The 26,130-nt window shown below is 57.9% G+C and carries 19 protein-coding genes; 8 read left to right on the forward strand and 11 right to left on the reverse strand.

The genetic code is table 11. The annotated features are described in order from the left end of the window. Nucleotides 1-22: 22 nt before the first annotated feature. From B1781_RS15100 to B1781_RS15125, 6 genes are all read right to left on the reverse strand, one after another. Nucleotides 23-5,338: a DNA repair ATPase gene (locus B1781_RS15100; RefSeq protein ID WP_078120448.1), complete on the reverse strand. Its 5,316-nt coding sequence runs from the start codon at nt 5,336-5,338 to the stop codon at nt 23-25. Nucleotides 5,339-5,467: 129 nt separating this feature from the next. Further along, the gene (locus B1781_RS15105; RefSeq protein WP_078120449.1) at nt 5,468-7,399 is read right to left on the reverse strand and encodes a flotillin family protein; all 1,932 of its coding nucleotides are present in this window, start codon (nt 7,397-7,399) and stop codon (nt 5,468-5,470) included. Between the two features lie 111 nt (nt 7,400-7,510). Further along, nucleotides 7,511-8,185 (reverse strand): DUF1449 domain-containing protein, encoded by a 675-nt coding sequence (locus B1781_RS15110; RefSeq protein ID WP_078120450.1) that lies wholly within the window; start codon nt 8,183-8,185, stop codon nt 7,511-7,513. 92 nt (nt 8,186-8,277) lie between these two features. Beyond that, nucleotides 8,278-8,970 carry a PspA/IM30 family protein gene (locus B1781_RS15115; protein ID WP_078120451.1) on the reverse strand — a complete coding sequence of 231 codons (693 nt, stop codon included), beginning with the start codon at nt 8,968-8,970 and terminating at the stop codon, nt 8,278-8,280. 12 nt (nt 8,971-8,982) lie between these two features. Continuing rightward, on the reverse strand, nt 8,983-9,435 hold the full coding sequence (locus B1781_RS15120; RefSeq protein WP_334223746.1) for a YjfI family protein: 453 nt from the start codon (nt 9,433-9,435) through the stop codon (nt 8,983-8,985). Nucleotides 9,436-10,294: 859 nt separating this feature from the next. Next, nucleotides 10,295-11,227, reverse strand: a complete 933-nt coding sequence (locus tag B1781_RS15125) for a hypothetical protein (RefSeq protein WP_164513185.1) — start codon at nt 11,225-11,227, stop codon at nt 10,295-10,297. Between the two features lie 187 nt (nt 11,228-11,414). Between B1781_RS15125 and B1781_RS15130 the strand changes: the two genes are divergently transcribed. The 8 genes from B1781_RS15130 to B1781_RS15165 all read left to right on the forward strand — a co-directional run bounded on the left by B1781_RS15130 (nt 11,415) and on the right by B1781_RS15165 (nt 21,142). After that, entirely contained in the window at nt 11,415-12,023 is a 609-nt protein-coding gene (locus tag B1781_RS15130) for a M15 family metallopeptidase (protein WP_334223747.1), read from the forward strand. 64 nt (nt 12,024-12,087) lie between these two features. After that, a complete protein-coding gene (locus B1781_RS15135) occupies nt 12,088-12,354 on the forward strand; it encodes a PAAR domain-containing protein (RefSeq protein ID WP_078120455.1) in 267 nt (88 codons plus the stop codon). 67 nt (nt 12,355-12,421) lie between these two features. Beyond that, nucleotides 12,422-13,771 (forward strand): hypothetical protein, encoded by a 1,350-nt coding sequence (locus tag B1781_RS15140; protein WP_164513416.1) that lies wholly within the window; start codon nt 12,422-12,424, stop codon nt 13,769-13,771. 119 nt (nt 13,772-13,890) lie between these two features. Next, nucleotides 13,891-17,541, forward strand: coding sequence for a type VI secretion system membrane subunit TssM (tssM, locus tag B1781_RS15145; protein WP_334223748.1), 3,651 nt, complete (start codon nt 13,891-13,893; stop codon nt 17,539-17,541). Nucleotides 17,542-17,549: 8 nt separating this feature from the next. Next, nucleotides 17,550-18,533 carry a type VI secretion system-associated protein TagF gene (gene tagF / locus B1781_RS15150; RefSeq protein WP_078122090.1) on the forward strand — a complete coding sequence of 328 codons (984 nt, stop codon included), beginning with the start codon at nt 17,550-17,552 and terminating at the stop codon, nt 18,531-18,533. After that, complete coding sequence (locus B1781_RS15155) at nt 18,530-19,321, forward strand: OmpA family protein (RefSeq protein ID WP_078120458.1); 792 nt, start codon at nt 18,530-18,532, stop codon at nt 19,319-19,321. The genes tagF and B1781_RS15155 overlap by 4 nt, the downstream gene beginning before the upstream one ends. Nucleotides 19,322-19,340: 19 nt before the next feature. Beyond that, complete coding sequence (gene tssA / locus B1781_RS15160) at nt 19,341-20,429, forward strand: type VI secretion system protein TssA (RefSeq protein WP_078120459.1); 1,089 nt, start codon at nt 19,341-19,343, stop codon at nt 20,427-20,429. 155 nt (nt 20,430-20,584) lie between these two features. Continuing rightward, complete coding sequence (locus B1781_RS15165) at nt 20,585-21,142, forward strand: DUF4124 domain-containing protein (RefSeq protein WP_078120460.1); 558 nt, start codon at nt 20,585-20,587, stop codon at nt 21,140-21,142. Between the two features lie 18 nt (nt 21,143-21,160). Here B1781_RS15165 and B1781_RS15170 read toward each other — a convergent pair whose 3' ends face one another. From B1781_RS15170 to B1781_RS15190, 5 genes are all read right to left on the reverse strand, one after another. Continuing rightward, on the reverse strand, nt 21,161-21,892 hold the full coding sequence (locus B1781_RS15170; RefSeq protein WP_125932118.1) for a hypothetical protein: 732 nt from the start codon (nt 21,890-21,892) through the stop codon (nt 21,161-21,163). After that, entirely contained in the window at nt 21,879-22,655 is a 777-nt protein-coding gene (locus B1781_RS15175) for a 2OG-Fe(II) oxygenase (RefSeq protein WP_078120462.1), read from the reverse strand. Before B1781_RS15175 ends, B1781_RS15170 begins: the two co-directional genes overlap by 14 nt. Nucleotides 22,656-22,676: 21 nt before the next feature. Continuing rightward, nucleotides 22,677-23,318 (reverse strand): putative 2OG-Fe(II) oxygenase, encoded by a 642-nt coding sequence (locus B1781_RS15180; protein WP_078120463.1) that lies wholly within the window; start codon nt 23,316-23,318, stop codon nt 22,677-22,679. Then, nucleotides 23,315-23,791: an EF-hand domain-containing protein gene (locus tag B1781_RS15185; RefSeq protein ID WP_078120464.1), complete on the reverse strand. Its 477-nt coding sequence runs from the start codon at nt 23,789-23,791 to the stop codon at nt 23,315-23,317. The genes B1781_RS15180 and B1781_RS15185 overlap by 4 nt, the downstream gene beginning before the upstream one ends. Nucleotides 23,792-23,915: 124 nt before the next feature. Continuing rightward, nucleotides 23,916-26,033: a CehA/McbA family metallohydrolase domain-containing protein gene (locus B1781_RS15190; RefSeq protein WP_078120465.1), complete on the reverse strand. Its 2,118-nt coding sequence runs from the start codon at nt 26,031-26,033 to the stop codon at nt 23,916-23,918. Nucleotides 26,034-26,130: the final 97 nt, after the last annotated feature.

Here is a 26,130-nt window from a genome sequence, read left to right on the forward strand (position 1 = left end):
CATCTGTGCTAGCGAGAAGTTCCTAATTGGATTCTGCGTCATTTTCTTCGCCTGAGCGAGAAATGGCTGGCTTGCGTTTCAACCGGCCAGATGAGGTGGTCTTCTGCGTCGTCAACGCACGAAGATTCTTGAGCTCTGAAAAAATCTTGGCCGTGTTCTCTTGCGTACGGAGGTCGATATCCAGTTTCCCTTCCATTACGTGCACAAGCGGGTAGATACTGGTTTCCAACGTATCGACCATCTTCTTGAGCAGCACATCGATACCCGGCACTGGTTCATTCACCACCTCGACGTAGTATTGAACGTTGCTGAGCGACTTAACCAGCTCTTGCACCTGCTCCAGCACCTTGTCGCTGAAGTTCGGTGCGTTGCGCGCCTCGACTTCAGCGCGATTGCGCTCTTCGAACAGTCCAATCGCCGATTGCATTTGATGGTTCAAATCGTATAACTGACCCGCGATCCGGGTTCCGGGATCGTCCCCTCCTGCGGCACTGTTGCGGCGGAAGCTCTCGAGGATTTCTAGCCAACGCTTACTCTGCTCAGGCGACATATTGCCGCGTAATTCTGCCAGCTTCAGCAGATTCTCTTCCGCACCGGAGGTGAGCATCTGTGCTTCGCCAACATAGTGGTCGGCAATCATCTGCATCATCTCGTCTTCGTTCATCACGGCAGAGATCTTCTCCGCCATTTTGTTCATGTTTCGATAGCTGCCTTGTAGTTTGAAAGGCGGCTCAGTCCGATTATTGTCAGATTGCGCCGCCGACGCTATGTACTGCTGGTTGATCTTCAGCACGATCGATTGAACTACGAACAGCTTTTTCAGAACGCCCGTCATCTCATTGACCTCGGCACTGCTGTACTCGTGCGACAAGTCCGTGGTCGCCACCTGCTTTCCTTTGGCCATGTCGACCAGCTTGTAGACATCGCTCATTTCACGTGTTGCCAGTGGGGCAAGCACCGGGTTCGATGTAAGCGAATTCTCGATATAGCTCAACGCGAACTGATCTTCCATGCCACCCAAGATGTCGCCGAGGTTGTAGACGTCGGCGCGGTTTGCGAGCATGTCCGGGACCTTGAAGGCCTCACCCGATTCGGTATACGGGTTGCCCGCCATAACAACGCAGAATTTGCGTCCGCGCATGTCGTAGGTCTTGGTCTGACCCTTCCAAACGCCTTCGATGCGCCGCGTTGCGTCGGTCAGAGAGATGAATTTCTGCAGGAACTCAGGATTCGTGTGCTGGATATCGTCGAGGTACAACATTACGTTGTTGCCCATTTCCAGTCCGAGATTCAGTTTCTCCAGTTCGCGCGCTGCAGTTACATCGGGGGCTTGCTGTGGATCGAGTGATACAACCTCTGCACCGAGCGACGGGCAGTTGATCTTCATGAAGATCAGGCCAAGTCGGTTCGCCACATATTCCATCAACGTGGTCTTACCGTAACCCGGTGGCGAGATCATCATCAGGAGGCCCATCAGGTCGGTACGCTTGTTATCACCCAGCGTTCCCATCTGTTTCGCCAAGTTGTCACCGATGATCGGCAGGTAGGCGTCATTGATCAAACGGTTGCGCACGAATGAACTCAGCGGGCGAGGTTTGAACTCCTGCGGCCTGAGCAGACGGCGCTCTTCATCAAGTATCGCCTGTCTCGTTTGCTGGTATCGATGAAAGCTCGGGACAGTAACGGCCTTATGGGCTTCCAACCGCTGCAAGAACGTATCGCAGGCCATTTGCAGCGTCTGGTCTGCGATCCGTGGGTGCTCGCCAAACAGACCGTTAACCGTGAATTCTAGATCGACTTCCGATGAACGATGAGTCAACTGCCCATCGATGTTCAACAACGCAGCCGCTTCTGGCACGTATCGTTCTAGACCTTTCAGATTCTTGCGGTCGACCAGGGCGCTCAACCAAGCCACACTCAGATTCCAACGCTCGGCGATGCGGCCGTCCAAGGCCAACATCACGTCTTTGTAGTGACGCCACGTATCATCGTCCAACGAGCGCTTCAGCTCGTCGACAAGCTCGCGGCCATACTTGCTGACAATGAATTCGGGACGCTCCCGACTCAACTCAACAACCAGATAACGCGCAGCGGCGTTCACCACCATTGCATCAAATTCAAGCGGTTGCTCGTTAAGAAATGCCTGGATACCCGCTTCAATTTCGTCGCTCAGCAGACGAATCGCTGCCTCGCTGGCCAATGCTGAGCGCATCTGCTGGGCCGACTGCGCGCGTTTCTGCCACGTAAGGTGCTGCACCTGCTCCTTGTTTTCATCATCTGACAACGTCGCCCAAAACAAATGAGCCAGAGCACGGCTCATCGGATCGTAGCGAAGCAGGTCCGCACTCTCGAGTGCCGGTAGCAATTGCTGAAGGATCAACGCGGCGTCACGGTCATGCACGCCTTTTTCGTACCCTTCCTTGTAACGCGGCTGAGCGAACTTGCTGACGAGGGTGTTGATCGCTCCATCATCAAGCGCAGCAGCACGGAGACTCTCCATACTCAGCTGCTCCCGCTGTTCCTCAGCCGCCGAGAGAATCTGCGCGGCGAGGAACTCGCTTCGATACACGTCTGGACTCTCTGATTCGAGTGATAGATTCCAATAGTCGCGCAGCGCCAAGAGATCGGGATGTGTCAGCTCGTCGTAGTAGTCGGTGCCCGTAAGGTGCAGAAACAGCGCATCACCGCGTGGAATGATCGTTAGATCCAGTTCTTGTGTATTGACGCTGAACCTATGCCGCGGACCAAGCTTGATGACATTTCCGCCGTCTTCAAATATCTCGGTTTTGTCGCGTAAAGCCCGCTGCGCCTGATCTTTGACACCTTTGAAACGAGCGGCTACATCGTCCGCTTTCACCGCGCTACCCAACTCTCGCAGTTGTGCTTCCAGTTCCTGCGCCTTCAGCACCAAGGCATCGGATGCGAAGTAGGTGTTAAGGTCTTCTGCTTCGGTGAACTTTAGGGAACGCCGCTCGATGCTCTTGAGCACGCGATCGGCGGCGTCGCCGATCGCTTGGGCGCGGCGCTGACGATCGTCGAGCAGTTGCTGCTTGTGCGCTTCGAAGCTCTCGTAGATCTCCTCGCGCTTGCCGAGGATATCGGACAGGAATTCCTCGTGCTCGCTGAACTGGCTCTCCATTTCTTCGAGTTGAACCAGCAGCCGCGACATCTGCTCATCGCTGCGCTCCGGTGTCGTCGACAGTCCCAAGGCATTGGCGATGCTTTGCGAGAACAGTTTAAACTGCGCTGCAAATTGCGCCTTGGCCTCCGCCGAACCCATGCTCTTGCGCTTGTGTTTGGCTGAGGCCTTGGTTTGATTCAAGCGTGAGTAGAGTTGTGAAATCGAATCGACGATTTGCGTTCGAACGGTCGCATCCGCAACGTCCAGTGTCGTCAGCAACTCCGACAACAAGTCAAGGCCCACACCCGTAGACTCAAGCTCATCGACCAGCGGATCAAGATCCGCAACCTTGGTCGCTTTCTCGATCTCGTGCTCGAGGCCGTCGAGCTTGTCGTTATAAGGATCGAGTGCCTGATCCGTGGATAAGAAAGCGATGGTTTTCGCGCCCAGCGCCTCTCGCGCCTCGATAAGCTCTTCGTCGAGTGCGGCTATGCGCTCCCGATCGATGTAACGGTAATCTTTGATCGTCGCCAGATGGCCGCGTTGGCGCTGCACCCGTTTGAGCGCTTCGACATAGTCCTCGGCCACCTGCCAATTCTCCGCACGCAGCTCACGCAATATCTCTTCTTGGGCCTCCTCAGCCTCGGTCATCTTCTTGGACGACTCTCTGCGGATCGCCTCAACCTTGACGAATTCATCGATGACCAGGTCTGATGTTTCCGCAATCGCCTTGACGAGCTCACCGACCCCGCCTGCCTCTTCGGATTCTATCCAGTAATAGGCATCAAACAGCTTGCGCGCAGACCTGCTGAGCGATTCATACAGTTTCACCGAAGCCGTCTGGCTGTCGATGATCCGCTGAATGGCGTAGAGATCAGAGATACCGCGCACAAGATCGTTGTTGCCGATGCGGCCGTAGAACGAGTCACTGATGGGTGCTTTGCTGGCGTATTCGTCAGATACGTAGGGCGTTTCCCATATCTGCATGGGGTGCACCCGCGTAGGCTGCCCCTCTGACGTAAAGATCACTAGTCGCCCGTCTTCCGACAACGCGTAGCCGTGACCGTACATCGGATTTTTGAGCTCTTTTTCGATGAGGTTATAAGCCAACAGCGCAACAACGCCGTCGTCCGGCCGATAGAACACATACAAGACATCCTCGCCATTCGGTGAGCGTCTTATGCGTTTGAATTTCAGGCCCTGTGTTTCTTCATCGAAGGTCTTGTAGGTGCCGGTCTGTAGATAGTATCCGCCGGGGAAGACGATACCGTGGTCTTCCGGCAGTTGGACGCAGGATTCTCCGATCGCGTCGATACGCAGAACCTGCTGCGTGAGTGTATTGAACACCAGGTAACGCCAGACCGTTTCTTTGTAAGGCAGTATCTTCAGCAGGATCAGGCCATTGACGGATGCGTAATACACCTCCGCATCGCCCAGCGCCTGAGTCTGATCTTCTACCGGCTCACGATAGATACCCAGCCCGTCCTCGGTGTTGTCTTCAACCTTGATCGTCAGGTCGCCACCCAACGTGTCGACAAACACCTTGTCGAGAATATTGATATGCGAGTGGCGCCCTTGAATGATGTTGTCGCGCGTTGCCATCTGCCATTCGAAATCGTAAGCGGGCGGCAATTGAATATCGCGTTCGCCGCGGTTGTCGATGTAGGTAACGGCGGCTCCATCCGGCGATAGCGACCAGCGGAACACGCGAATGTCTTCGACACGCTCGCCAACCTGAAAACCGGCCAGCAGCTTGCCGTCCCTAACCGTCAACTGAACCAGGTGGGTGTGTTTGTAGTATTTATAGAGCTCGGCGAAATCCTTGGTGAAACCAGGGTCGGAAAGGAACGTGCCCTCGGTTTTAACCGGGGTCATCTCGTAACTATCGCCCGATTCCTGCAGACTGAACAAGGCGAAAACATCGTCAACCTTGGTCTCCTGCTTCAGGCCGATGAAGACGTTGTAGCCGAAAAGCAGCAGGCCACCGACCTGGACGATGTCGCGCGATACGCAGTTGTTCTCGGTGCGAACATTGAACCTGCCGGCAAGGCGCATATCAGCGTCACCGAACTCAGCCAAGCGCGCCTCATTGAGTGCCTTGGCTTTCTCTGCGAGTTGCTTCCTCTGCTCCTGCAAACGCTTGCGAATGACTTCATAGGCGCCACCTTCTGCGACAGCCTGATCGACGACGTCTGCAGCCAACGTTTCCTGCGACATGTGCGAGTTCCTGCTCTGTTCGGTCTTGAGAGATATTCGGGCGCACGGGTGGCCCGAGGCTCTCTGTTTGCTCGCGATAACCGACCAAGTAATCTCAGCCGGTCATCGCCGGTGACAACGCACCCCTGCTTAGTGGGTGGTCTTATCCTTGTCGTTGAGGAACCGCTCGACGAGCGCCTCGACCAAGCCGCTCTTTGAGGCGAAGCCATCCACCGCCTTGCCCAGCGACAACGACTTCGCGAATGTATCGAAGAAGTGACCCTCGCCGCCCACGATGTCGATGTTGGATTTCTCCAGCGCCTTGGCAAGCACGTCCGCATTCTCGCGGGCAACGTCCTTGCCGGCTTCGATCGACGCGATGGCCTCCTTAAAGGCGGTCTCCAGGCTCATACGGAACTCTTCGTGCTCGCGAGCCTGGTCGCTCATCGTGCCCATGGCCTCGAACTTCTCGACCAAGCCGTCTGCCTCGGCCTTGAACTGCTCGCGTGTAACGTCGGCGGCAGCCATACCGATCTCTTTCTGGGTCTGTGCTTCAGCAGTCCCCTTGGCGAGAATGACCTTGGCTTCCGCGTCACCCTTCGAATTGATAACCTGGGCTTCGGCATCACCTTTGGCACTGATGACACGCGACTCAGCCAAGCCCTCTTTCTCGATCGCATCGGCACGTGCCTCTTGCACACGAACGTCAGCAAGTCCCGGCGCAGCGCGTTCGGCCTGCAGACCTTCGGCCAGTTTCTTCTGACCGTCTGCCTTTTTGGCCGCAGCTTCGAGTTCGGCCTGCGCCATCACCGTGATCTCTTCGGCGTGGAAGCGCGCCGACTCCTGCTCGGCGGCAGCCGCAGTCACCTGCTTGACCTTCTCCTCGTTGGCCGCTGCTTCGGCCGCCAGCACCTGAACCTGTTTCTGGCGATCCGCTTCGGAAACCTCGCGAACCTCTTTGATGCGCTCTTCTTCGACCGCAACGGTTTTGTCGACCATGACTCGTTCGCGAATGACATTGGCGATCTCTTTCTTCTCGACTTCGATCGCCTTCTCGGCCTCAATCGTCTGGAGTTCGACTTCACGGTTACGCGCAACGATCTCGAGATCGCGTGCACGCGTAACGCGCTCCTGCTCGATGACGACCGCGCGCTGACGGTTCTGCTCAGCAACTTCGATCTCGCGCTGTTGGTTTTCGGTCTGAACCGCCAGGTCCTGCTCGACCTGGATCTTCGTCGCTTCGGCCTTGCGCCGTTCTTCTTCCTGCACCTTGACGGTTTCGGCCTCTTCGCGCGCCTGGATCGAGGCAATCTCACGCTGCTGTTTCGCCTCGGCATCTGCCTGTTGGCGCTCGAGCGAGAGCATCGCTTCAACGGTCTCAACGTTCTTTTTCTTGATCGCCAGTTCTTCGTCTCGCTCCAGTTCGTTGGTACGAACGTTCTGCGTAGCTGTCAGCTCAGTGATCTTCTTGATACCTTCGGCATCGAGAATGTTTGCCGGATCCAGCGAGTTCTTCGGTGTCTGTTCCAGGTAGTCGATCGCGACGTCTTCAAGCACGTAGCCATTCAGATCGTTGCCGATAACCTCAATGATCTTGTCGCGGAAGTCCTGACGATTCTCGAAAAGCTGCACGAACTCGATCTGCTTGCCAACCGTTTTAAGGGCCTCAGAGAACTTGGCGGCGAACAACTCGTAGACGGCGTCTTTGTCGGATGCACGCCCTGCGCCGATCGACTTGGCGACCTTCAATACGTCTTCCGCGGTTTCGTTGACTCGCAGATAGAATGCGACGGTGATATCCGCACGCATGTTGTCACGACAGATCAGGCCATCTTTGCCGCGCCGATCGACCTCGAGGGTGATCAGCGATATCCGCATCAATTCCTTCTTGTAGATGATCGGATAGACCAAGGCACCGGTGAAATGCACCTTGGGCTTGGACGTCATATCGTTGACGATGAGGGCAGTGCCCTGCTCCACCTTGATATAGAACGCCTTGAACAGCGCTGCGATACCCAGCAACACCACGAAGAAAATACCAACCCCGGTCAGGATAGGCATCAGTACGGACAAATCAGCCATGGCAATAGACTCCCATTTCAATTGTTAGATCCAAACATCGTGTCGACCATTGCCGGGCCGTCACTTGGAGCATCTGACAATGCGATTGCGGCACGCAAGTCCGCGACATCATCAACTCATAAATTCGTTCTCGGAGATCACCCGGTAGGCGTTTTCAGTTTCCAGGTATTCGAGCAGCACGACGACGTCGCCACGCTGAAACTGCTCACCGCCGGTGCTACGTACTTTCAAGATCAAACCGGCACCGCCATCTTCGAGAACGGCTTCGCCGAAGTCGTTGCGGACCACCGACGTACGAACTACGGCCTTCTGACCCAATAGTTGCTTGGGAACACCCTGCTGGGCCTTTTTGAACAACGGTCGCAGCGGCCGGATCATGACACCGGTGATCAACGTAGCGACGTACAACGCGCCGATGAGGATCGCCACGCCGACAAGAAAGCTGAGAATACCGTCGGGGACAAGCGGTGACAGAAAGTGCACGGCGTAGTAACTGATCAACCAGCCGAACAGCGAAACCAGTGAAAGAATGATCGTAACCGGCACGCCCTGTAGGCCGAAACGCAACAACACGCCGGCCAAGGCATTCGGATTGGCAAAGTCGCCCGCCTCAGCGCCGAACTCAGGAAGATCGACGTCAAGAAAATCGATATCGATTACGCCCAACACCGCCGCGAGCCAGAACAATACGCACAACAGCAGCATGAACGTAAAGACGGCGGTCGGAAACGAGGCAATGTTCTGATAGAACGGATCCATGCCCTCGCTTAACAAGATTGCGAACATCGTCCCTTACCTTCGCTCAACGAGTTAGCTTTCATATTCCTTTATCCCGATGTTCCCGACGCGCCGTACACTCGCGTGTTCGATGTTCGGATCTACGCCGACTTCGATTTCTTCAGTCGAGCCAGTACATCTTCCGCGCTATGGCCACGCGGTGAAATGCCGGCTTCTTCAAGCTTTGCCTGCAAGCTGCCATCTGCGCTCGACTCCGCCATTTCGGCGGCGGCGCTGATCTGCGCACCGGTCAACGCCTGTTTTTCCTTGATGCGTTCAAGCGACTCCATCGCCGTGCGCAGCTTCGAGTTCGAGCCACTGTGGCGCTCAGCAACCGCCTTTTGAGCCCGCTGAACATTTTCCGTGGCTTTGACGGTATCAACCTGCTGTTTCAGGCGCTTGATGTTCTGCTCTGCCTGTTTTAACGCAGCTTGCAGTTTTTCAGCACTCGCGGCATACCCGTCGCCCGCTTCTTTCTCCAAACGCAGCTGATTTTCGAGATCTGCAATCTTTGCAGCAACCTCTAGGGCAAGCGCCTCGTCGCCTTTGTCGAGAGCCTTTACCGCATAGCCCTCATACTCGTCGATCTGCGTTCGCAACGCGCTGCACTTTTCCTCGCTGACCTTCTTGCGGGCAAGGATGGAAGCGAGACTGTCTTTCGATTGACGGATCTCTTCGGCCGCATCACGCACCTCTTGGTCGAGGATACGCAGCGCCTGGCTATCCACGATCGCCTCACCTGCTTCATTAACGCCACCGCGCAAAGCGGTCAGCATTTTGGCCCAAACGTTCATTTGCTCCACTCCTTACCCAGCCATCGGATATTTGAGAAACTCGCCGTAGGCCTCCGTGGCCTGAATGACATTGCTGGCGAGCGTCTCGATTTCCAAAACGATTTCTGACAATCCCGATTCGGCGCTCAAGGCACCGAACATCTGGTAGTAGTCTTTGCCGTCTTCCAGACGGTCGAGACTGATCGTCGACAACGGAAAGTACTTGTGCGTGCGTAGAACTGCGTCGTTGAAAGCGTCGAAATCTACGACGTCATCTTTGTCCCACAGCACCGATTCCACGATGATCTGGTCACCGGACACCGTAAGAAACAACGGCAGATCACCGAATTCACGCATTTCCAGGTAGATCGAAGGCCCCACGCCGTCAATCAGTTCCGCTGATGCGCGGCCTTCCTTCACAAGAGACTCTTTCGACAGGGCCTCGTGCAACACGTCAATCTTCCAACCTGGCGTGTGACCTTTCATAGCGAGCTCTCCCATATCATTGTTCGCGTCCGCCGAACGCAACTTTTTCTCTAGGATTCCCAATAACTTAGCGTTACTCGGGTAGATCCACACCTCTTTCTTGACCAATCCCTTATCGCGCATACGACGACGGAATTCGCGCTGGTAGTGGGCTGAGGTTTTTCTGTTCACGCAGCCACTATAGTAATTACATGTAATACCGTCAATGTGCATATTACATGTAATACTTTTTATTCCCATGCCCCTGGTGGCGCATCAATAACGGCAGGCGGCTTTTCGGGTATCGACGGACGAAACAGATGCATGAGAGAAAAAAGCATGGTTCACGAGAGCGGCTTGGCAAAACCCGGGGTGGCATGCATGCACTGCCGCCGGCATCAACGGTCGATTGCCGCAGCCCTTGGGAGTCACTGCTTTTGCAGTTTCGCGTAGCGTCAGCATCGTTGTCCGCTGGGTCGCCGGCGCGCGCGGTAGAAACGACCGATACCTAAGCACACAACCCGCTACCCACAATCCGGCATTACGGCAATCAACAACGACGATTTCGTATTGGACCGAAGCGACCGCGGCCGTAAGCGGGTATCTCGCAGTCTCGGTCACAAGCAGAATCGCTGAACGAATGGAAGAACTCAGACCCCTCGCACGCAACGCTGCGCCACGGGCTTATGCCTAATTGTCGGCGACTAATGAATGACTAGTGGGAAGCGCCACGTTGAAGCTGGTTGAAGCGCGGAATACTGCTGCTCTCAAATCACACCAGCCGTCCGGCATGGAGCCCACGCGAGCATCAATCAAAGGGCAGTGCCACGCGATCTTGGCTTCGGCGATGCACGAGCGATCTCGGGCGCGCAGTCTCTGACTATTTCAGCACTCGCCCTTCAATTATGGCTGCGATGATATCCACATCGGAATCACTCTTCGCAGGGCTTCGCTTTTTCTTTGCAGGTGGTGCCACTGCTTTCTTGGCCGGCACGACTAACGGCAACTCGGAGTTCAACGCCGCGGCAATTGCGTCGACCGACGCGCTATCACCCGCAACTGAACCAGATGAAACACGGAATGGTTCAGCCGGCGGCACGACAACAGGCTGGACCTGGGGGCGAAGCCGGGGTTGCGATTCTGCGAGCGAGATCTCGCTTTCGTAGCGCTTACTCTGATCGACCCCACCTGCTTCAGCACTGTTTGACGAAGCCGTTTCCGGTCGACGCTCGAGAATGGTGGCGAACACCGGTGCCGGAGATGAATCCGATTCGCGAATTTCCACGCTGTTCGACGGCGTGTCCATCGCGTCAACACCCGTGTTAACCGATGTAAGTTCTGCTGCAGTTGGCGTAAATGACGTGTCGGAGCGACCGTCACCGCTCATCCACCAGTTCCCAAAACTGTAGGCAACAAAAAAGATCAGCAATATCACGGCGATACCAACAAGAATCGCACGCTGCCCGGGGGCACCGATGGGCTTGTTTACCGCCTTTTTAGGCGCGGTATCATTGAGATCGTCGAGAATACTGAATCCGTGCTCTTTCGACGCGATGTTTGCTTCTGAGAACAAACTTGGAAGGTCCCTGGCGGGAAATGCCGCACTGTTTTTCATAATCCCTTGCGCAAAAACATATGCCAATGGCCGGTAGTCTGTCATAAAATACCGCACGGTAGTAGATGGCAGTTGATCTCCTCGAATCAAGCGACTGATCAGGCGCTGCCTACCCCACCCGAGCAAAAGGAAAGGCGAGATGTATTTGGTGGTCGTTGGATATTTCGTGCTGGTTGCGATCGCGCTGGCACTGGTCATATTCCCTCAGTTTCGAATATCGGTGGTTTCGGCTTTGATCGCCGGCCTTGCTGCGATCACGCAGCGAGTCGGCCAGCTGGGCCAATCGAGCAGCACGTTCGTTTCAACTATCGGCAGATCGATCTCAAGGTCCGCGATTGGGATCTTTCGATTCATTCAACACAACCGATTGCTGGCGACAGCGACCGTGAGCGTGCTCATCGCGCCACCGCTACTTGCTCTTTCGCTGAACAAAGGTGCGATGTTCGAATACAGCGAACTGACCAACGCGCCGGATGAGCGCATCGCGATGCTGCTGAGAGGCGAACGACTGGTGCCGCCGCCCGGCCTTGCCCCCGAGGTGTTCACCACGCGCGAGGTTCACCTGATCCGTCCGGAAACAGTCTGGGCTAGCCGTAACTGGGAACTGCTGGATCCCGAATTCAGGCAGCGACTCCTCCTCGTGTTCAAGTTGATGCGCGAACGGCACGGCTACGAAGTTGTATTGCTCGAAGGTTATCGCAGCCCGGAACGTCAGACCATGCTCGCCGCGCGCGGCTCGCATGTGACGCAGGCCGCAGCGTATCGCAGTTACCACCAGTACGGCTTGGCCGCCGATTGCGCCTTCCTGCGTAACGGCAAGCTTGTGATCTCAGAAAAAGATCCCTGGGCGATGCGCGGCTACCAGCTCTATGGTGAGCTTGCAGAAGCGGCAGGCCTTACCTGGGGCGGCGAGTGGCGTATGCAGGACTTCGGTCACGTGGAACTGCGTCGCAGCGGTGTACTCGGCAAGCCGACGACCATCGCATCGCGCTGAAGCCATTCATCAGCATCAACAGTCAACACCGCACACCCGCGGGCCGGTTTAAGGAGAAATCGACATGACGCGCCCTTTCATTCTACTGGGAGACAAAACGGACCACGGAGGTACCGTGATCACTGCGTCGGAATCGAGCGACTGCAACGGTCGGGGCATCGCACGGGTCGGCGACAAAGTGACCTGCCCGAAAAAAGGCCACGGGCGCGTGGTCGTGATCGCCACAGGCGATCCAACCGCCATCATCGACGGTCAACCGGCTGCCCGTCATGGTGACAAGACGTCGTGTGGGGCGACCCTGATCGCCAGCCAGACACTGACGACCGACTGATCAGCAGACGTCGCCCCGACTACCCTATCGTACCGCCATGTTGATGCGCCTCCCCAAGATCCTTCTGGTGCTGCTCATAACGGGCATCGTCTGGATGCTCGTGCTCGGGTGGTGGCGCGCGAACGACCACCAACCCGCGACCGGCGAGACCCTGTTCTACCTGATCGGCATACCCGTCGCACTGTTTGGCGGCTATTGGTTGTTGAGCCGCTTCTTCGATTATCTGCGGACGCCGACGTCGCCGACCTCTGCCGCAGCCACTCAACGTGCTACCGATGTTGCATCGTCCGAGGAGTCCGGCCCAGTCCCGAACGAATTCTTCCACCTACTCGCCGGCGCTGTGGCAGGTAATAACGGACAGACGCCTGACAGCCTGCTCGCTGCGGCAAAAGCAGGCCAACGCGCGTCTATCGATCGTTCGTTGATCGACGATGACGGCTTTCCCGTATTCAGTTGCCGAAGCGAGCAAGCAGACAGCCTGGCGAGCGAGATGGCTGAAGATGCGGTCGGTCCTCTCGCACACTCGCGGTTCAGTGAAGAGACCTGGCGTGCGCTTTCACTGATTAGTCTCGCGCTGGAAGAACTGGCGCCTCAGCTGAGTTCTTTGATGAACCAAGAGAATAGCGCCGTCAAATTCCAGCTACTGTGGCTGCAGCCCGAAGACTGGCCTGCCGTTCAAGACTCGGCCTGGAAGGACTGGATTCTCACACTGCTACCCGCAGACCTGCAGGCATCCGATGTCACGTTTGCCTGGCAACGCGTCGCGACCGATACCGATGCGCTTGCGGCCGTCGACAAAGCGATGAATGCAGCGGCGATGGATCAACTCACCATCGTCGTTGCCGGGATATCACACATTGGCGAGGCGACCGTTCGCCGATGGCAGGCAGGCGGACGTTTGTTCACAGCCAACCGCCAGTCTGGGCAAGTACCGGGAGAGACCGCTGTTGCAATGCTGCTGGCAACGCAAGACTCCGAGTTGGCGAACGCGACCGACTCATTGATCTCCGTTTACAAAACCGTGGCGGATAGCAAAAGCCCACAGAACAAGAAGAAAGAACAGACGCTGAACGCCCTGATTACGCAGGCGACCCAGGCCGCGATGATCGACACGCCAGACATTGCCGCAATCGTCGCCGACACGGACCATCGCGCCGACCCGTTGCAAGAACTCCTTGCAGCTACAAACGAATCGTTCGAAGAACTCGACCCCGTCGAAGACTGCGCGACGATCGGCTCGGCTTGCGGCACCACGGAACCTTTCGGCAGCCTGCTGGCGCTGCTGTGCGCCGCCAACAGCGCGGAAAACCTTCAACAACCAGTGCTGGGCATCAGTACCCAGCATCACACATCGCGGGCAGTCACGTTGGTGAAACCCGTCAATTGGAGCAACCAATCGCCGCAAGGCGACTCCTGAACTATAACGACCACGCCCGAATCATGTATCGACTACGCTCTTTCTTAACCGACTCACGCACGCTGTCTGCTATAGGCCTCATTGCGCTGATCGCTTTCCTATTCCTTGGCGCCAGCACGTTGCAGGTAGCACTCAAATGGATTGCCATTGTAGGCGCCGTATTGCTGTTCATCTGGCTGGTCGTCTGGTTTGTACGCCGCCGCAAGGCCCGCGCCGCCAGCGAAGATCTCGGCACGATGCTCGAGCAACAGGCAGAAAGCGGCAAACGCGGAAACAACAGCAAAACCAACCAGGAAATCGCCGCCCTGCGCGCACGCATGCAGGATGCAGTGCGCACGATCAAGACGTCGAAACTCGGCCAGACATCCGGTCGCGCCGCGCTGTACGAACTACCCTGGTACATCACAATCGGTAACCCGGCGGCGGGCAAGAGCACTGCTCTGGTGAACTCCGGGCTGACATTTCCGTTTCAGGACGATACAGGACAGGTCATCAAGGGTATCGGCGGCACACGGAACTGCGACTGGTTCTTCACCACCGAAGGCATTCTTCTCGATACCGCCGGTCGCTATTCGGTACACGAAGAAGATCGCGACGAATGGCTGGGCTTCCTCGACCAGTTGAAGAAACACCGTTCGCGGGCGCCGATCAACGGCATCGTCGTGACGGTCAGCATTCCCGAACTGATCGACAACCCGCCGGCATTCTCGATCAAACTCGCAAAGAATCTTCGCCAACGCGTACAGGAACTCACCGAACGCCTTGCCGTGTTCGCGCCGGTCTATGTGATGTTCAGCAAGGCCGACCTGATTGCTGGATTCGGCGAGTTCTTCAACGACCTCGATTGGAACGAGCGAGACCGCGTTTGGGGCGCCACCCTGCCCTACCAGCGTGAGACGCGCAACGACGCCATCGCCCTGTTCGACAAACATTTTGATGAGCTGTACCAGGGCCTGCGCGAGATGAGCATCGCGCAGCTCGCCGCTGCGCGTACCCGTGAGGTGCAGCCGGGCGTGTTGAGCTTCCCGCTCGAGTTCGCCGCGATCAAGCCCGCGCTGCGGAGCTTCATCGCAACCTTCTTTGAAGACAATCCGTACCAGTTCGAGCCGGTGTTCCGCGGCTTCTATATAACGTCGGCGGTACAGACCGGCGAACCGCACACCGCGTCGAGCCGACAGATCGCCGACCGGTTCGAGTTGCAAGGCGACCACCTGCCGCCCGAGCGGCCTGCCTCCGAGCATGGGTTCTTTTTGAAGGACCTGTTCTCGAAAGTGATCTTTGCCGACCGCGATCTCGTGCAGCAATACACGAGCCGCAGCAAACAACGACTGCGTTACGCCGGATTCTTTGCCGCGATTGCCGCTCTAGGCATTGCGCTGGGCGGCTGGAGCTGGTCGTATGTCAATAACCGTACGCTGGTGGAAAACGTTCAGGCCGACCTCGATCAGGTAGTGCGCATCCAGCAAGACACCTTCGACCTCCAATCGCGGATGCAGGCCCTGCAGATCCTTCAGGACCGCATCGATCAACTCGAACGGTTGTCCGAAGATCGGCCACTGAGTGTCACCCTGGGGTTGTTCCAGGGAGAAGAGCTGGCGGACAAATTGCGACGCGAGTTCTACGCCGGCATGAGCAACATCATGCTCGAGCCCGTCGCCGGTCGTATCGAAACCTTCCTCACCAAGGTCAACAACAACGCCGATGCACTGCAGGCGCAGGAAGGCAACAAGGTTGCCGTCAGCAAGGTGCGGTCATCCACCTACAAAGACATGGATCCCACCAATGTCGAGGATGCCTACAACGCTCTCAAGACCTACATCATGCTCGCCAATCGTGAGCACATCGAGGTTGGACATCTATCCGATCAGCTGACGCGCTTCTGGCGGGGCTGGCTGGAGGACAATCGCGGTGACATGTCGCGCGACCAATTGGTTCGCAGTGCAGAACGCCTGTTGTCTTTCCACCTGGAACACGCCAACGACCAGCACTGGCCGCTGATTCAAAACAACCTGTCCATCGTCGACAACTCGCGCGACAACCTGCGCAAAGTGGTTCGCGGCATGGCGGCTACGGAGCGCGTATACGCAGTTATCCGAGCACGTGCGTCGACGCGTTTCCCGGCGATCACCGTCGACAACGTAATCGGCCCCGAGAATGCCGGGCTGGTCACCGGCGGCCACGTGATCTCCGGCGCGTTCACCAAGCAAGCCTGGCAGGCATACGTCAAAGACGCGCTCAAAGATGCCGCGCTCAACGAACTGGCCAGTGCCGATTGGGTACTGAAGACATCGACGCGCGACGATCTCTCGCTCGAAGGCAGCCCGGAGCAGATCCAGAAGTCTCTGGTTGCCATGTACAAGAAAGAGTACGCCGGAGAATGGTCGCAGTTCCTCAAGAACATCTCCGTCGCCGGTTTCGACGACTTCGGCGCTGCGGTCAAGGCGATGAACCGCATCGGTGACAAAACCACCTCGCCCATCTCAAAGCTGTTGCAGACGGCGTTTGAAGAAACCTCGTGGGACAACCCGGCGATGGCAAACGTCGGTGCCGAGCGTGCCCAGAAAGGCTTCGTCGAGTGGTTCAAACGTTCCGTGCTGCGCATGTCGCCGGGACGCGTGGCGGTCGATGTCAATGTCACCGCCGACAAGCTCAAGGTGCAAAAAGGTCCGGTCGGTCAACGTTTCAGCGGCCTCGACCGCATCATGGCCGTACGCGAGAACAATGAATCGATGGGCGGTCTCTACCTCAAGCAACTGGCGAAGATCCGTTCGCGCATGAACGAGCTGACCAACCAGGGTGACCCAGGCCCTGGAGCCATCAAACTGATGAGAGAGACCGTCGAAGGCGGCAACTCGGAACTCGCCGAAACCCTGCACTTCATCGACGAACAGATGCTGGCCGGCATCCCGAAAGAACAGCGCGCTGACCTGCGCAGCCTGCTCGTCGCGCCGCTGCTGAACACCTACGAAGCAGTTATAGAGCCGAGCGAGCGGGAGCTGAACAAGACCTGGAGGGCCCAGGTGTTCGACCCATTCAATCGCAAGCTTGCCAACAAGTACCCGTTCTCGCCCGAATCCGACATCGAGGCAGCGCCGGCGGAGATCGCCCAGATTTTCGGTCCGGATGGCGCGATTGCCAAGTACGTGGAAAAGTCCATGGGCCCGCTGGTGGTCCGACGCGGCAACACGATCGCCGCGCGCACCTGGGGAGATCTCGGCTTGCACATCAAGCCCCAGTTCCAGGCGGAGTTTGCACGCTGGGTGCAGCCGCTGGAAGGTGGCGCGGCAGCTGGTGGCGACGCGGCCTCACCGCAGACCGCCTTCATGTTGATGCCACACCCTGCGCCGGGCACGACGGAATACACGATCGAGATCGACGGCCAGCAGCTGCGCTATCGCAACGGTGCAGCCCAGTGGGCGAACTTCGTGTGGCCGAATCCAGGCGGCAGCCCGGGCGCCAAGATCATCGCAACGTCTTTCGAAGGGCGCAGCATCGAGATCATCAACTACACAGGACGCTTCGGCCTGGAGAAGCTGATCAACTCCGCCGAACGATTGCGCAAGCCCGACGGTTCGTACCAGCTTACCTGGCAGAAAGACGAAATGAAGATCAACGTCGACCTGCGTGTGATCAGCAGTGTCCAGGCCGAGTCTGATCCGAATGGTCAGACGCGGGTCGGCCTGCGGGGCGTAACCCTGCCCGAGCTGATCACCGGCAACGATTCGATCAAAGCTTCTGCGCCGATCGCACTGAGCAATTACGGACAATAACAATGACAATGGCGACACAACAAAACGGCGCCACCTACTTCGGCAAGGTGCCGGCACGGGGTGATTTCATCAAGGGTAATGGGCATACACAACTCATTGGCCGTCTCGACGAATGGATATCCGGCAGCATGGCGATGCTCGCCGACGACCCGCGCTGGAAGATCGTTTACGACAGTATGCCGCAGCTCAACTTCGCCTTCGTCGGCGCACACAGCGGCACGGCGATCGTCGGCCATCTCAAATCGAGCATGGATGCCTCTCAGCGGCGCTTCCCGTTCCTCGCAGCTGCATCGATCAGCCGCGGCGACTCGTTGCTGTTTCGTTGTGGTCCAATCTCATTCAGCGGTATCTGGAACAAGCTGCACACCGCAGCCGATATAGCGTGCAGCTCGGATGACCCGGCCACGGCGTTGCACGAGCTGATTCAGTTTGACTGTACGGCCCAGGTCAAGGACGCCTTACAAGGCGATCCTCTCGGCACCTTCGTGCGCAACACCACCTTGCAACGGCTCGCCGAACAGCTGACGTGTGACGGCAGGCCGGTCGATGTTCGGCGCATCATTCTTGCTATCGGCCTGTTGCTGCGGCCGACGATAAACAATGCGGCGCTGAGAATCGAAAAAGGCCTGCTGCTACCGTTGCCGGCAGAAAGCAGTCAACGCGACCAGGTGGCCGCATTGTGGGTTTACCTGGTCTCGGCCTTTCTGCGCAACACGCAAACCGAGCTGCAGCTGTTGCTTGGCCAGATCGACAACAGGCACTGCATGGTCATCGGGTTCAATGGTGCATCGCCGCGCACACTGCTAAGCCTGATCGCACCTTCCGCTTCCGGCGAAGCCAACCTGGTCCTCGATGACCCGGAGTGGATCGAGGAACATCACGATCTGAGTCACGACTACGGCGTCGCCAAGCTGTCGACCTATCTGCAGCAGCCAGGCCTCACCCTCGAGGAAGCCGTGAACACGTTCAGAGAGGTATTTTTCGGAGAATGAACACGCTATCCAAGCATCTGATCGGCGCGGCACTGACGTTGATTACGCTATCTGCCGCAGCCGCCGAAGACCGGCAGCTGCCTGCCGATCCCCTCGCCGACAAGGTCATCGTCAACGGCGCCGTCCCCGACGAAGCTTCGCGTGCAGCGATCGTCGGACGTTTGCGTTCGCTGTACGGCGTCTCCAACGTCATCGATCAACTCGAAGTCGGTGGTGTTACACCACCACCCAATTGGACCAACTATGTAACCGGGGCGCTGACCGACAACCTCACGCAGGTACACGAAGGTCAGTTGAACATTGACGGAACCCGCGTCGAATTGCTGGGTTCGGTCGATAGCGAAGAACTGCGAAGCAAAGTCGCTACCGATATCGCGGCGGCGTTGAACGAGACCTATACGGTCGAGAACGCATTGGCCGTCAACGGCAATTCGCAGACGGTGCTGGACGATACGCTCGCCGATCGCGTGGTCGAGTTCAACGTCGGCAAAGCCACGCTTACCAACGAAGGTCAACAGATCCTCGACGAGATCGCCACTGCGATGGACACGTTGGGCAACCCCCAGATCCAGGTCATCGGCCATACCGACAGCACCGGCAACCGTCTCGCCAACATCGGGCTAAGTCTCGCGCGCGCCGATACCGTCAAGGCCTACCTGGCAAACAAGGGAATTCCGGAAACGCAGATGACGGCGCTGGGCGCAGGCCCGGACCATCCGATCACCAGCAACGATACAGCGGAAGGGCGAGCAAAAAATCGTCGTATCGAGTTCCGCATCGTGAAGTGATCAACAGCGGATCAGAGTTATGGACCTAGAAACACTTCTCCAACCGATCAACGCCGACTCACCGAGCGGCGAAGACATGAGTTTCTCCGTCGAGTTCGACGCCATCGCCGAAGCACGGCGCTTCGACGACCCATCGCTCAATCAGGGCGAATGGGTCACCGACCTCAAACAGGCCGACTGGGCCGAGGTTATTCGTCTGTGCTCCGAGCTGCTTGCCCACCGCACGAAAGACCTGCGTCTGGCCGTGTGGTTGACCGAAGCAATGGCCAAGACGAACGGCATTGCGGGACTTGCCCACGGTCTCGAACTCATCAAGAACCTGTGCTCTACGTTCTGGACAGATCTGCATCCGGTACCTGACGACGACGGCGATCAGGAACAACGCGTCGGCAACCTGGAATGGTTGATCGCACGCGCCGAGAGCCTAGCGCGCGAGATGCCACTGACGCTTTCAAGCAAAGGCGCCTATTCGACCGCCGACTTGGAAAGCGCGATGAATCTCGCCAAAGCGATCGAACGCAATCCCAGCGATGCCGAGAACCTGCAAGCCAACGCCCGCGTCTCTCAGGGGGATTTCGATGCCGCGCGCGAGGATACGCCGGGCAATCAGTTCGTCGAATGGCGCGACCGGACACGCGACGCCCTGCAGGCCCTGTCGAGCCTGCAGCAACTGGTCGACGACTTGCTCGGTACCGATGCTCCGGGATTCGGCGCTGCGCGCAACGCGCTCGAGTCCTTGGAGCACACGCTCGGCCGATTCGCCGTTGCCGCCGGTGTCGGCGATACCGCGGATGCCGATACATCCTCGTTGTCCGACACCCCGACGGATGAACAACACTCGAACATCGCCACCGGAGCCCCGCCCATGTCAGGCCCGCTGCAAAATCGTACTCAGGCGCTGCAACAGCTGCGGCAGGTCGCCGACTTCTTCCGCCGCACCGAACCCCACAGCCCGGTGGCCTACCTCGCGGACAAGGCGGCACAATGGGGCGAAATGAGCTTGCACGAGTGGCTGAAGACCGTCGTCAAGGACGATGGCGCGCTTGCCCACGTCGAAGAATTGCTCGGCATTCCAGCACCTTACTCTTCCGACGACCAATACGGCTGATACCCGTCCCTCGCTCGGCAGGCCGGGGGAAGGCATGGGTCGCCCAAGCCGTAGAACCAACAACGAACGCCACTGTCTCACTAGTCGGGGTGGCTGACAGGCGCCACCCGCGTTACATTTGAGATTGATGAACGCAGACAGATTGGGGTGTTGACATGACGGCGACCCGTGGCAGATGCCTTGCACTGTTGATCCTGGTTGGCAGTCCCTTCGGCGCAGTCAATGCCGAAGCCCTGTATCGCTGGATCGACAGCGAAGGCCAACCGCACTTTGGTGATCAGCCGCCACCGGCGGGCGCTGAGCAAGTGCAACAATTGCCTCCTCCCCAGTTCGCGGCGCCCAACGTGCCGCCTGCGCAAAACCATTACTCGATCAATAATCAGCTCAGGCGCATGGAAGAGGCCAGGCTGGCGGAATCACGTGAACGCTGGCAGCGCGAACAGCAACGCCGGGAGTACGAACTTCGCCAACGCGAGCTCGAAGCGCGGGAGAATCCTCCCCCCGTCTCTTCTCCAACCCCGGTATACGCCTACCCGAGGTATCGCCCGAGTTGGCCTCAGCACCCGGCGTCGAGCTGGCCAAATCCGAATCAGCAGCCGCGTAGCCTGTGGAAGCCGGATGCGCCCGTGTATCAACCCTATTCGGGCAGACCGCACCACCATCGAAGCGTGCCGACTACCGGCAGTCGCATCGTCATCGATCTCGAGAAATGACTGCATCGCGCGGCCGGATCAGTCGCTATCGATTGACGAGGCCAGCTTCAAAGCTTGCGCTCTTACCGAAGAATTGACGCGGTACTGCAGACTACCGTGTGCGACTTCACCGATGAATGCCTGCGCCTCGCGCAATCCCCATTCGTTGTAGAGATCCCGCATGATACCGAGTGCCTCGCGCTTCTCGGCATCGCCTAATGACGCAAAGGAATCCTTCAATCGTTCAAAATCGGGCATTGCGTCGTCTTTCGTGAGGTAGTCGTAGCGCATCGCCGGCAGGGTTTTGTTCGTTGTCGGCTGTGCCGCCGGCGCCGATTGAGTCTTCTTCGACGTGTAGATCGTTGCCTCGTCTATCAGCGCCGAGCGCAGGGGCACGAGTTTGTAAGCACAAGCATTCTGCCAGCGCTTATTCGGCACAATCGCGTAGGCATAGCTGACTCGCCGCCGGTTCAATTCAACCAGGATGGACGCAAGCTCCGGCTCAGAAACCTGGGCGGTCAACAGATGTGCTTCTCCTGCCTTCGCCGGCGCCACCTCCGTCGAACAGGACCGATCACGAACAAGCTGCGTGACCAAACGTCCGGCTTGCGGGTCAAGCGAGGCTGGCATTTCGACACACAATGGACGCACACCAGTTTGTTCGCATTGCGCCTGAGCTGCTGACGCGTTTGCAAGCAGCAGTGAGGTTGCCAGTAACCTGCAGATGACGCGACAACATGCGGGCGCAATACGGCGATCAACGCATGCCATCGGCACGCTCCTGCCCGGGACGAATCAGGAACATCGTGACGCTCGCGCGCACATGGTCACCGGCGGCGGGATGAATCTTCGAGATCATGTGTGGATTGCCGGTCTTCATGACGACCAGTCGGTTGGGTTTGGGCATCACATAGAAACCCATGCCGGCGGACATCAATGCCTCGTTGACCTCTGCATTGTCCAGGTGCCCTGAGAGCTGCACCAATCCTTTGCCCATGACCTCTTTCGGCGAGATCATCGACGGTCCGTTGCGCTCGGGTATCTCGCGCGCCGAAGGATGTGCGATAAACAACTCACCGCCCCACTGCACATTCCAGCTCTTGTGTGAGTAATAGGTGCAACTGCCCGTGACGACCGCGGGGGTATCGCGATGCCAGTAAAGGCTGCTTCCCCGCTCGTACAGGCGTGGCGCTGCAGCCAAGGTGCGCCAATCCTTACCTTCTTTGCCGACCAGCTTCTCGTACAACTCGCCGCTGCGGCTGAACTGCTGGATCAGCAGGTCGATCCCGGTGCCTGTTGGAAAGGCGAAGGCACCAGGATCAGAATCGGCAACCTGCTTCGCGACCGAACCATAGTAGATGTCCGGGCCACGCATCACGCGACCATCGTCCAGGCGCCAGGCGCCGTATAGCCCGCGGATATCGTTGGGAAAGAATGGCGCCACGTGGAACCAGCGCCACATCTGTTCAAACTGCTCACTCGGCAGAAAGTCGTCTACGACCATGAATTGGTCATTCTCGAAGAATATGTTCATGTTGTCTTTCGGCAGTAAATGTCACGCACTGCGATGACTGGAAAACTCGACCGTGTAACCCCAGGTATCGAGGCGATCCGGTATGGCGTTCAACGCAATGGTGATACGGCGATCACCCTGGTTGACGGGTACCTCGTGCAGCATGTAGCTCGGGAACAGAACCAGGTCTCCGGGCTGCGGTTCGGGCGAGACCCACTTTGTGCCATTGAACTGCCCCATCTCGGCCTTTGCGTTCTCATTGCTGAAGATGAACTGCTGGCCTCCTATCGCACGGTGGAAGACCGTTCTGGCGGATGGATGACAGCTCGTCAGGTACACAACGCCCGAGATGAAACTGTTGGCATGGGTGTGCAGTGCCTGGTGCCCGCCCGGCTCCAGCACGTTGGTCCATATTTCTTTGACCGACCATTTCAATGCCTCGCCGAACAACAGCTCGCCGAACTGCGACAGGAACGGCAGCGCGCGTTCATTGACTTGCTGATAAGGACCGGAGGAGTCTGGGTTGACTATATCGGTATGCCGCAACAGGTCGGACTTGGCATTGCGCTGTTGGTCTTGCGACAGTATGTGGTCGATACAGGCGTCGACCAGCGCTTTATCCAGGAGCCCCGGCACGCGCATGAACGGTGTCGGAAACAGCGCTTTGATGTCAAAATCGCTCATTCCTTCTTATCTCCGTCTGCGTTCAAAACGATGCGCTTGGCAAACGGTTTCGGCCAGGGCTTGAGCCCGGCATCCAGGCGCGTCGCTTCGTGATCACCATCGGTATCCACGGTCACGATGGCCCGCTTCACGTGAGCACGATACTCATCCACGCTGATCTGCCCATCGCGGTTGGCATCCGCGTTGTCGAACAAAGCCTGCCCCCCGTCCGCAGCCAAAGCCCGGTGGCTCATGGCGTACTCTTTCGGACTGAGCGAGCGCGACCGGTCGTTGTCGATCGGGTGCCAAAGCTGGGCGATATGGTCGTCAACCTCGGATGGTTCTACGGTCCCGTCGAGGTCGCAATCGAGTCGATTGAACAAAAGGTTGACGACGGCCTTGGCGTGCTCTCGCTGCAACGGCTGTTCGGCCCTCGCCGATGCCGTCGCAAGCAAAGCGCAGCCCAGCAACAAAGTAAAAAACGACAGTTTCATCAATATCAACCACACATAAGCTAAACGAACGAAGCCTCCGGCGTCGGCCGGAGGCTTATCAGGACATCGGAGGTGCGCGTCCCTGCACACCCGGTCCGATGTGATGGACTACACGCCGGCAGTATCAGCCGCGACCATGCGTCTTGCCGTGCTTTCCATGATGCTTGCCGTGGTGTTTATCGTTCTTGGCATGGTGACCTCTACGCCCCTCGACCTCGACGAAGATCGGGTTGCTGTAGAACCAGATATCACCCCAGGCTTCGACGTCTTTGTCCATCTTGCCGTCGATGTGCGGCGGGCAAAGCGGATCAGAGCAAGCGATGTTGCCGCGCAGATAGTCGGCGAGTGGGTTGCCATCCATATCACGTGCGTTCGGCGTGTTTGGCGGCAGGTTGGAACCACGTGCGCGCACGTAACTGTCGTCGTAAGCACGGAAGCTGTAGACCATCTTCTTGACGGGACCGCGACCCCAATCGTACTTGTTCCAATGCTGGGCGATGCGCGTGGTGGCCGGTGCCTGCGGGTTGTAGTACTCGGCATCGGTCGGCTCGACCGGACCGGTTACCCGACCCTTGATCAACTCGACATGTGCGAGTTCCGGCTCGTTCATCGGCTGCTCAACACCGATCTGCATCAATGCAGGGTTGTTGAACTTATAGGGGCTGCTGTTCTCACCCTTCGGATCGCGCACGTTCAGGAAGACCTTGACGACCGCACCCTTGCGCACCTTCAGCGTCTCGCCCATCGTGGCGCACTTGCCGCCGCTACAGGCAACGAACTTCATCTTGTCGATCAGCTGACCCTGAACAACGAAGGTGTTACCCGAACGCAGCGCGTCGACGACATCCTGAGCCGGATTTTCCGGGTTGCTGTCGACCACACGAGTGTAGTTGTCCTGGTACTCGCCCGGCCAGAAGTCGTTGTCGGATTCGAAATCCAATGGACCGAACGAACCACGGTTATGCCAGTCGGAAGAACCGAAGAACCAGAAACGGCGGCCTTCGCTCAGCAAGGCGTCCCACATGGTGTGGACACCCGGACGACTGAGTACAGTACGCGGCACATTGCTGCAGTTCACGCCCTCGAGCTGGCACTGCGGCGTGGTGGCCGGATCGATCGGATTGCCGTCGAAGTCGAGACCGGGCTTGGACACCTCTGCAGCTGCATAGGCCCCGGTACCGCCGTAGGTCCAGAAACCTGCGGTCGGGCGGCTGGCCGAGTACGAGCCACGGTTCGACTGCGCCTGGTGACCGGGCTGTGACTCGAAACCGATCGAAGCCTGCGGTACCAGCGTGTTGATGTCGCGCATGTGCTCGACGTTCCAGCCGCGGTTTTCGTCCGGCAGATAGGCACCCTGACGTTCGACGTGCGCCTGGGCAAAAAAGCCCTCACCCGGAAACTTCTCTTCCATCCACAAGATGGCCGCAGCCGCCTTGACGTGCTCACCGTCGTCCGAGATGTTGATACCGTCGACCAGGGTCGAGTTGTAATCAGCGATGCCTTCTTCAGGACGACCAGTGAACAGCTCTTTCAGCTTCTCGTTGTTTTCGTTCGAGATCTCGCAGGTCCAGCCCTGACCGCCGCCCTGACTGGTGTCGTCGGAGTTACGCGCAAAGCAGTATTCGAACTGTGCGAGTGCATCCGAACGCGGCGTGTCTTCGTACTGGCCGGTGATGATCGAGTTTGACGCATGCTCGTGACCGGGTACGACCCACTCCAAACCCAGGAACGCCACCTTGTTGTCGTTGCCGGGGTAATTGCGCTCATCGACGATGCCGCCCAGGTTGAATTCCTGCAGCGACTGCCAGCGCCACATGTCCTGCACGGTCTGCGTCGACTCGGTACCGTCGTAGCTCTTCATCGTGAAGGTGCGCAGGCGCTCGTCACCCTTGATCTCTTCCGGCTGGAGGGTGTTGGTCCACAGACCGACGCTCGAACCACCGCCTTGGGCATGATAGAGAAAGTCGGATACGCGGCAATCGCGCGGACCGCGACCCGAGTGACCGACATGGATGAACCAATCGTGACGCGCGAGTGCCTCGCGGGTCAGCGTACGTACCGACGTCGATCCGTCGGAACAGGTCGTATGGTTATGAAAGTCACCGGCACGGTATTCGCCATCGCGGTTGATGTCGAAGGCACGGTTTTCGCGTGCATCCTTGTTACCGGCGACGGCGCCCGTCGTCGCCGTCAATGCGGCAACGACCGCCGTAGCAAGTATCTTGCGCTTATGCATCTGCATGTCTTGGAGTCTCCACCTGGCTGCATTATTCGATTTGGGTGGACGCCAACACGGCGCCCAATAGAAGCGAACACAAGAGCGCCTGTCACACTCGGCG

The sequence above is a fragment of the Thiosocius teredinicola genome, assembly GCF_002009425.1.
Classification (GTDB): Bacteria; Pseudomonadota; Gammaproteobacteria; order Chromatiales; family Chromatiaceae; genus Thiosocius; species Thiosocius teredinicola.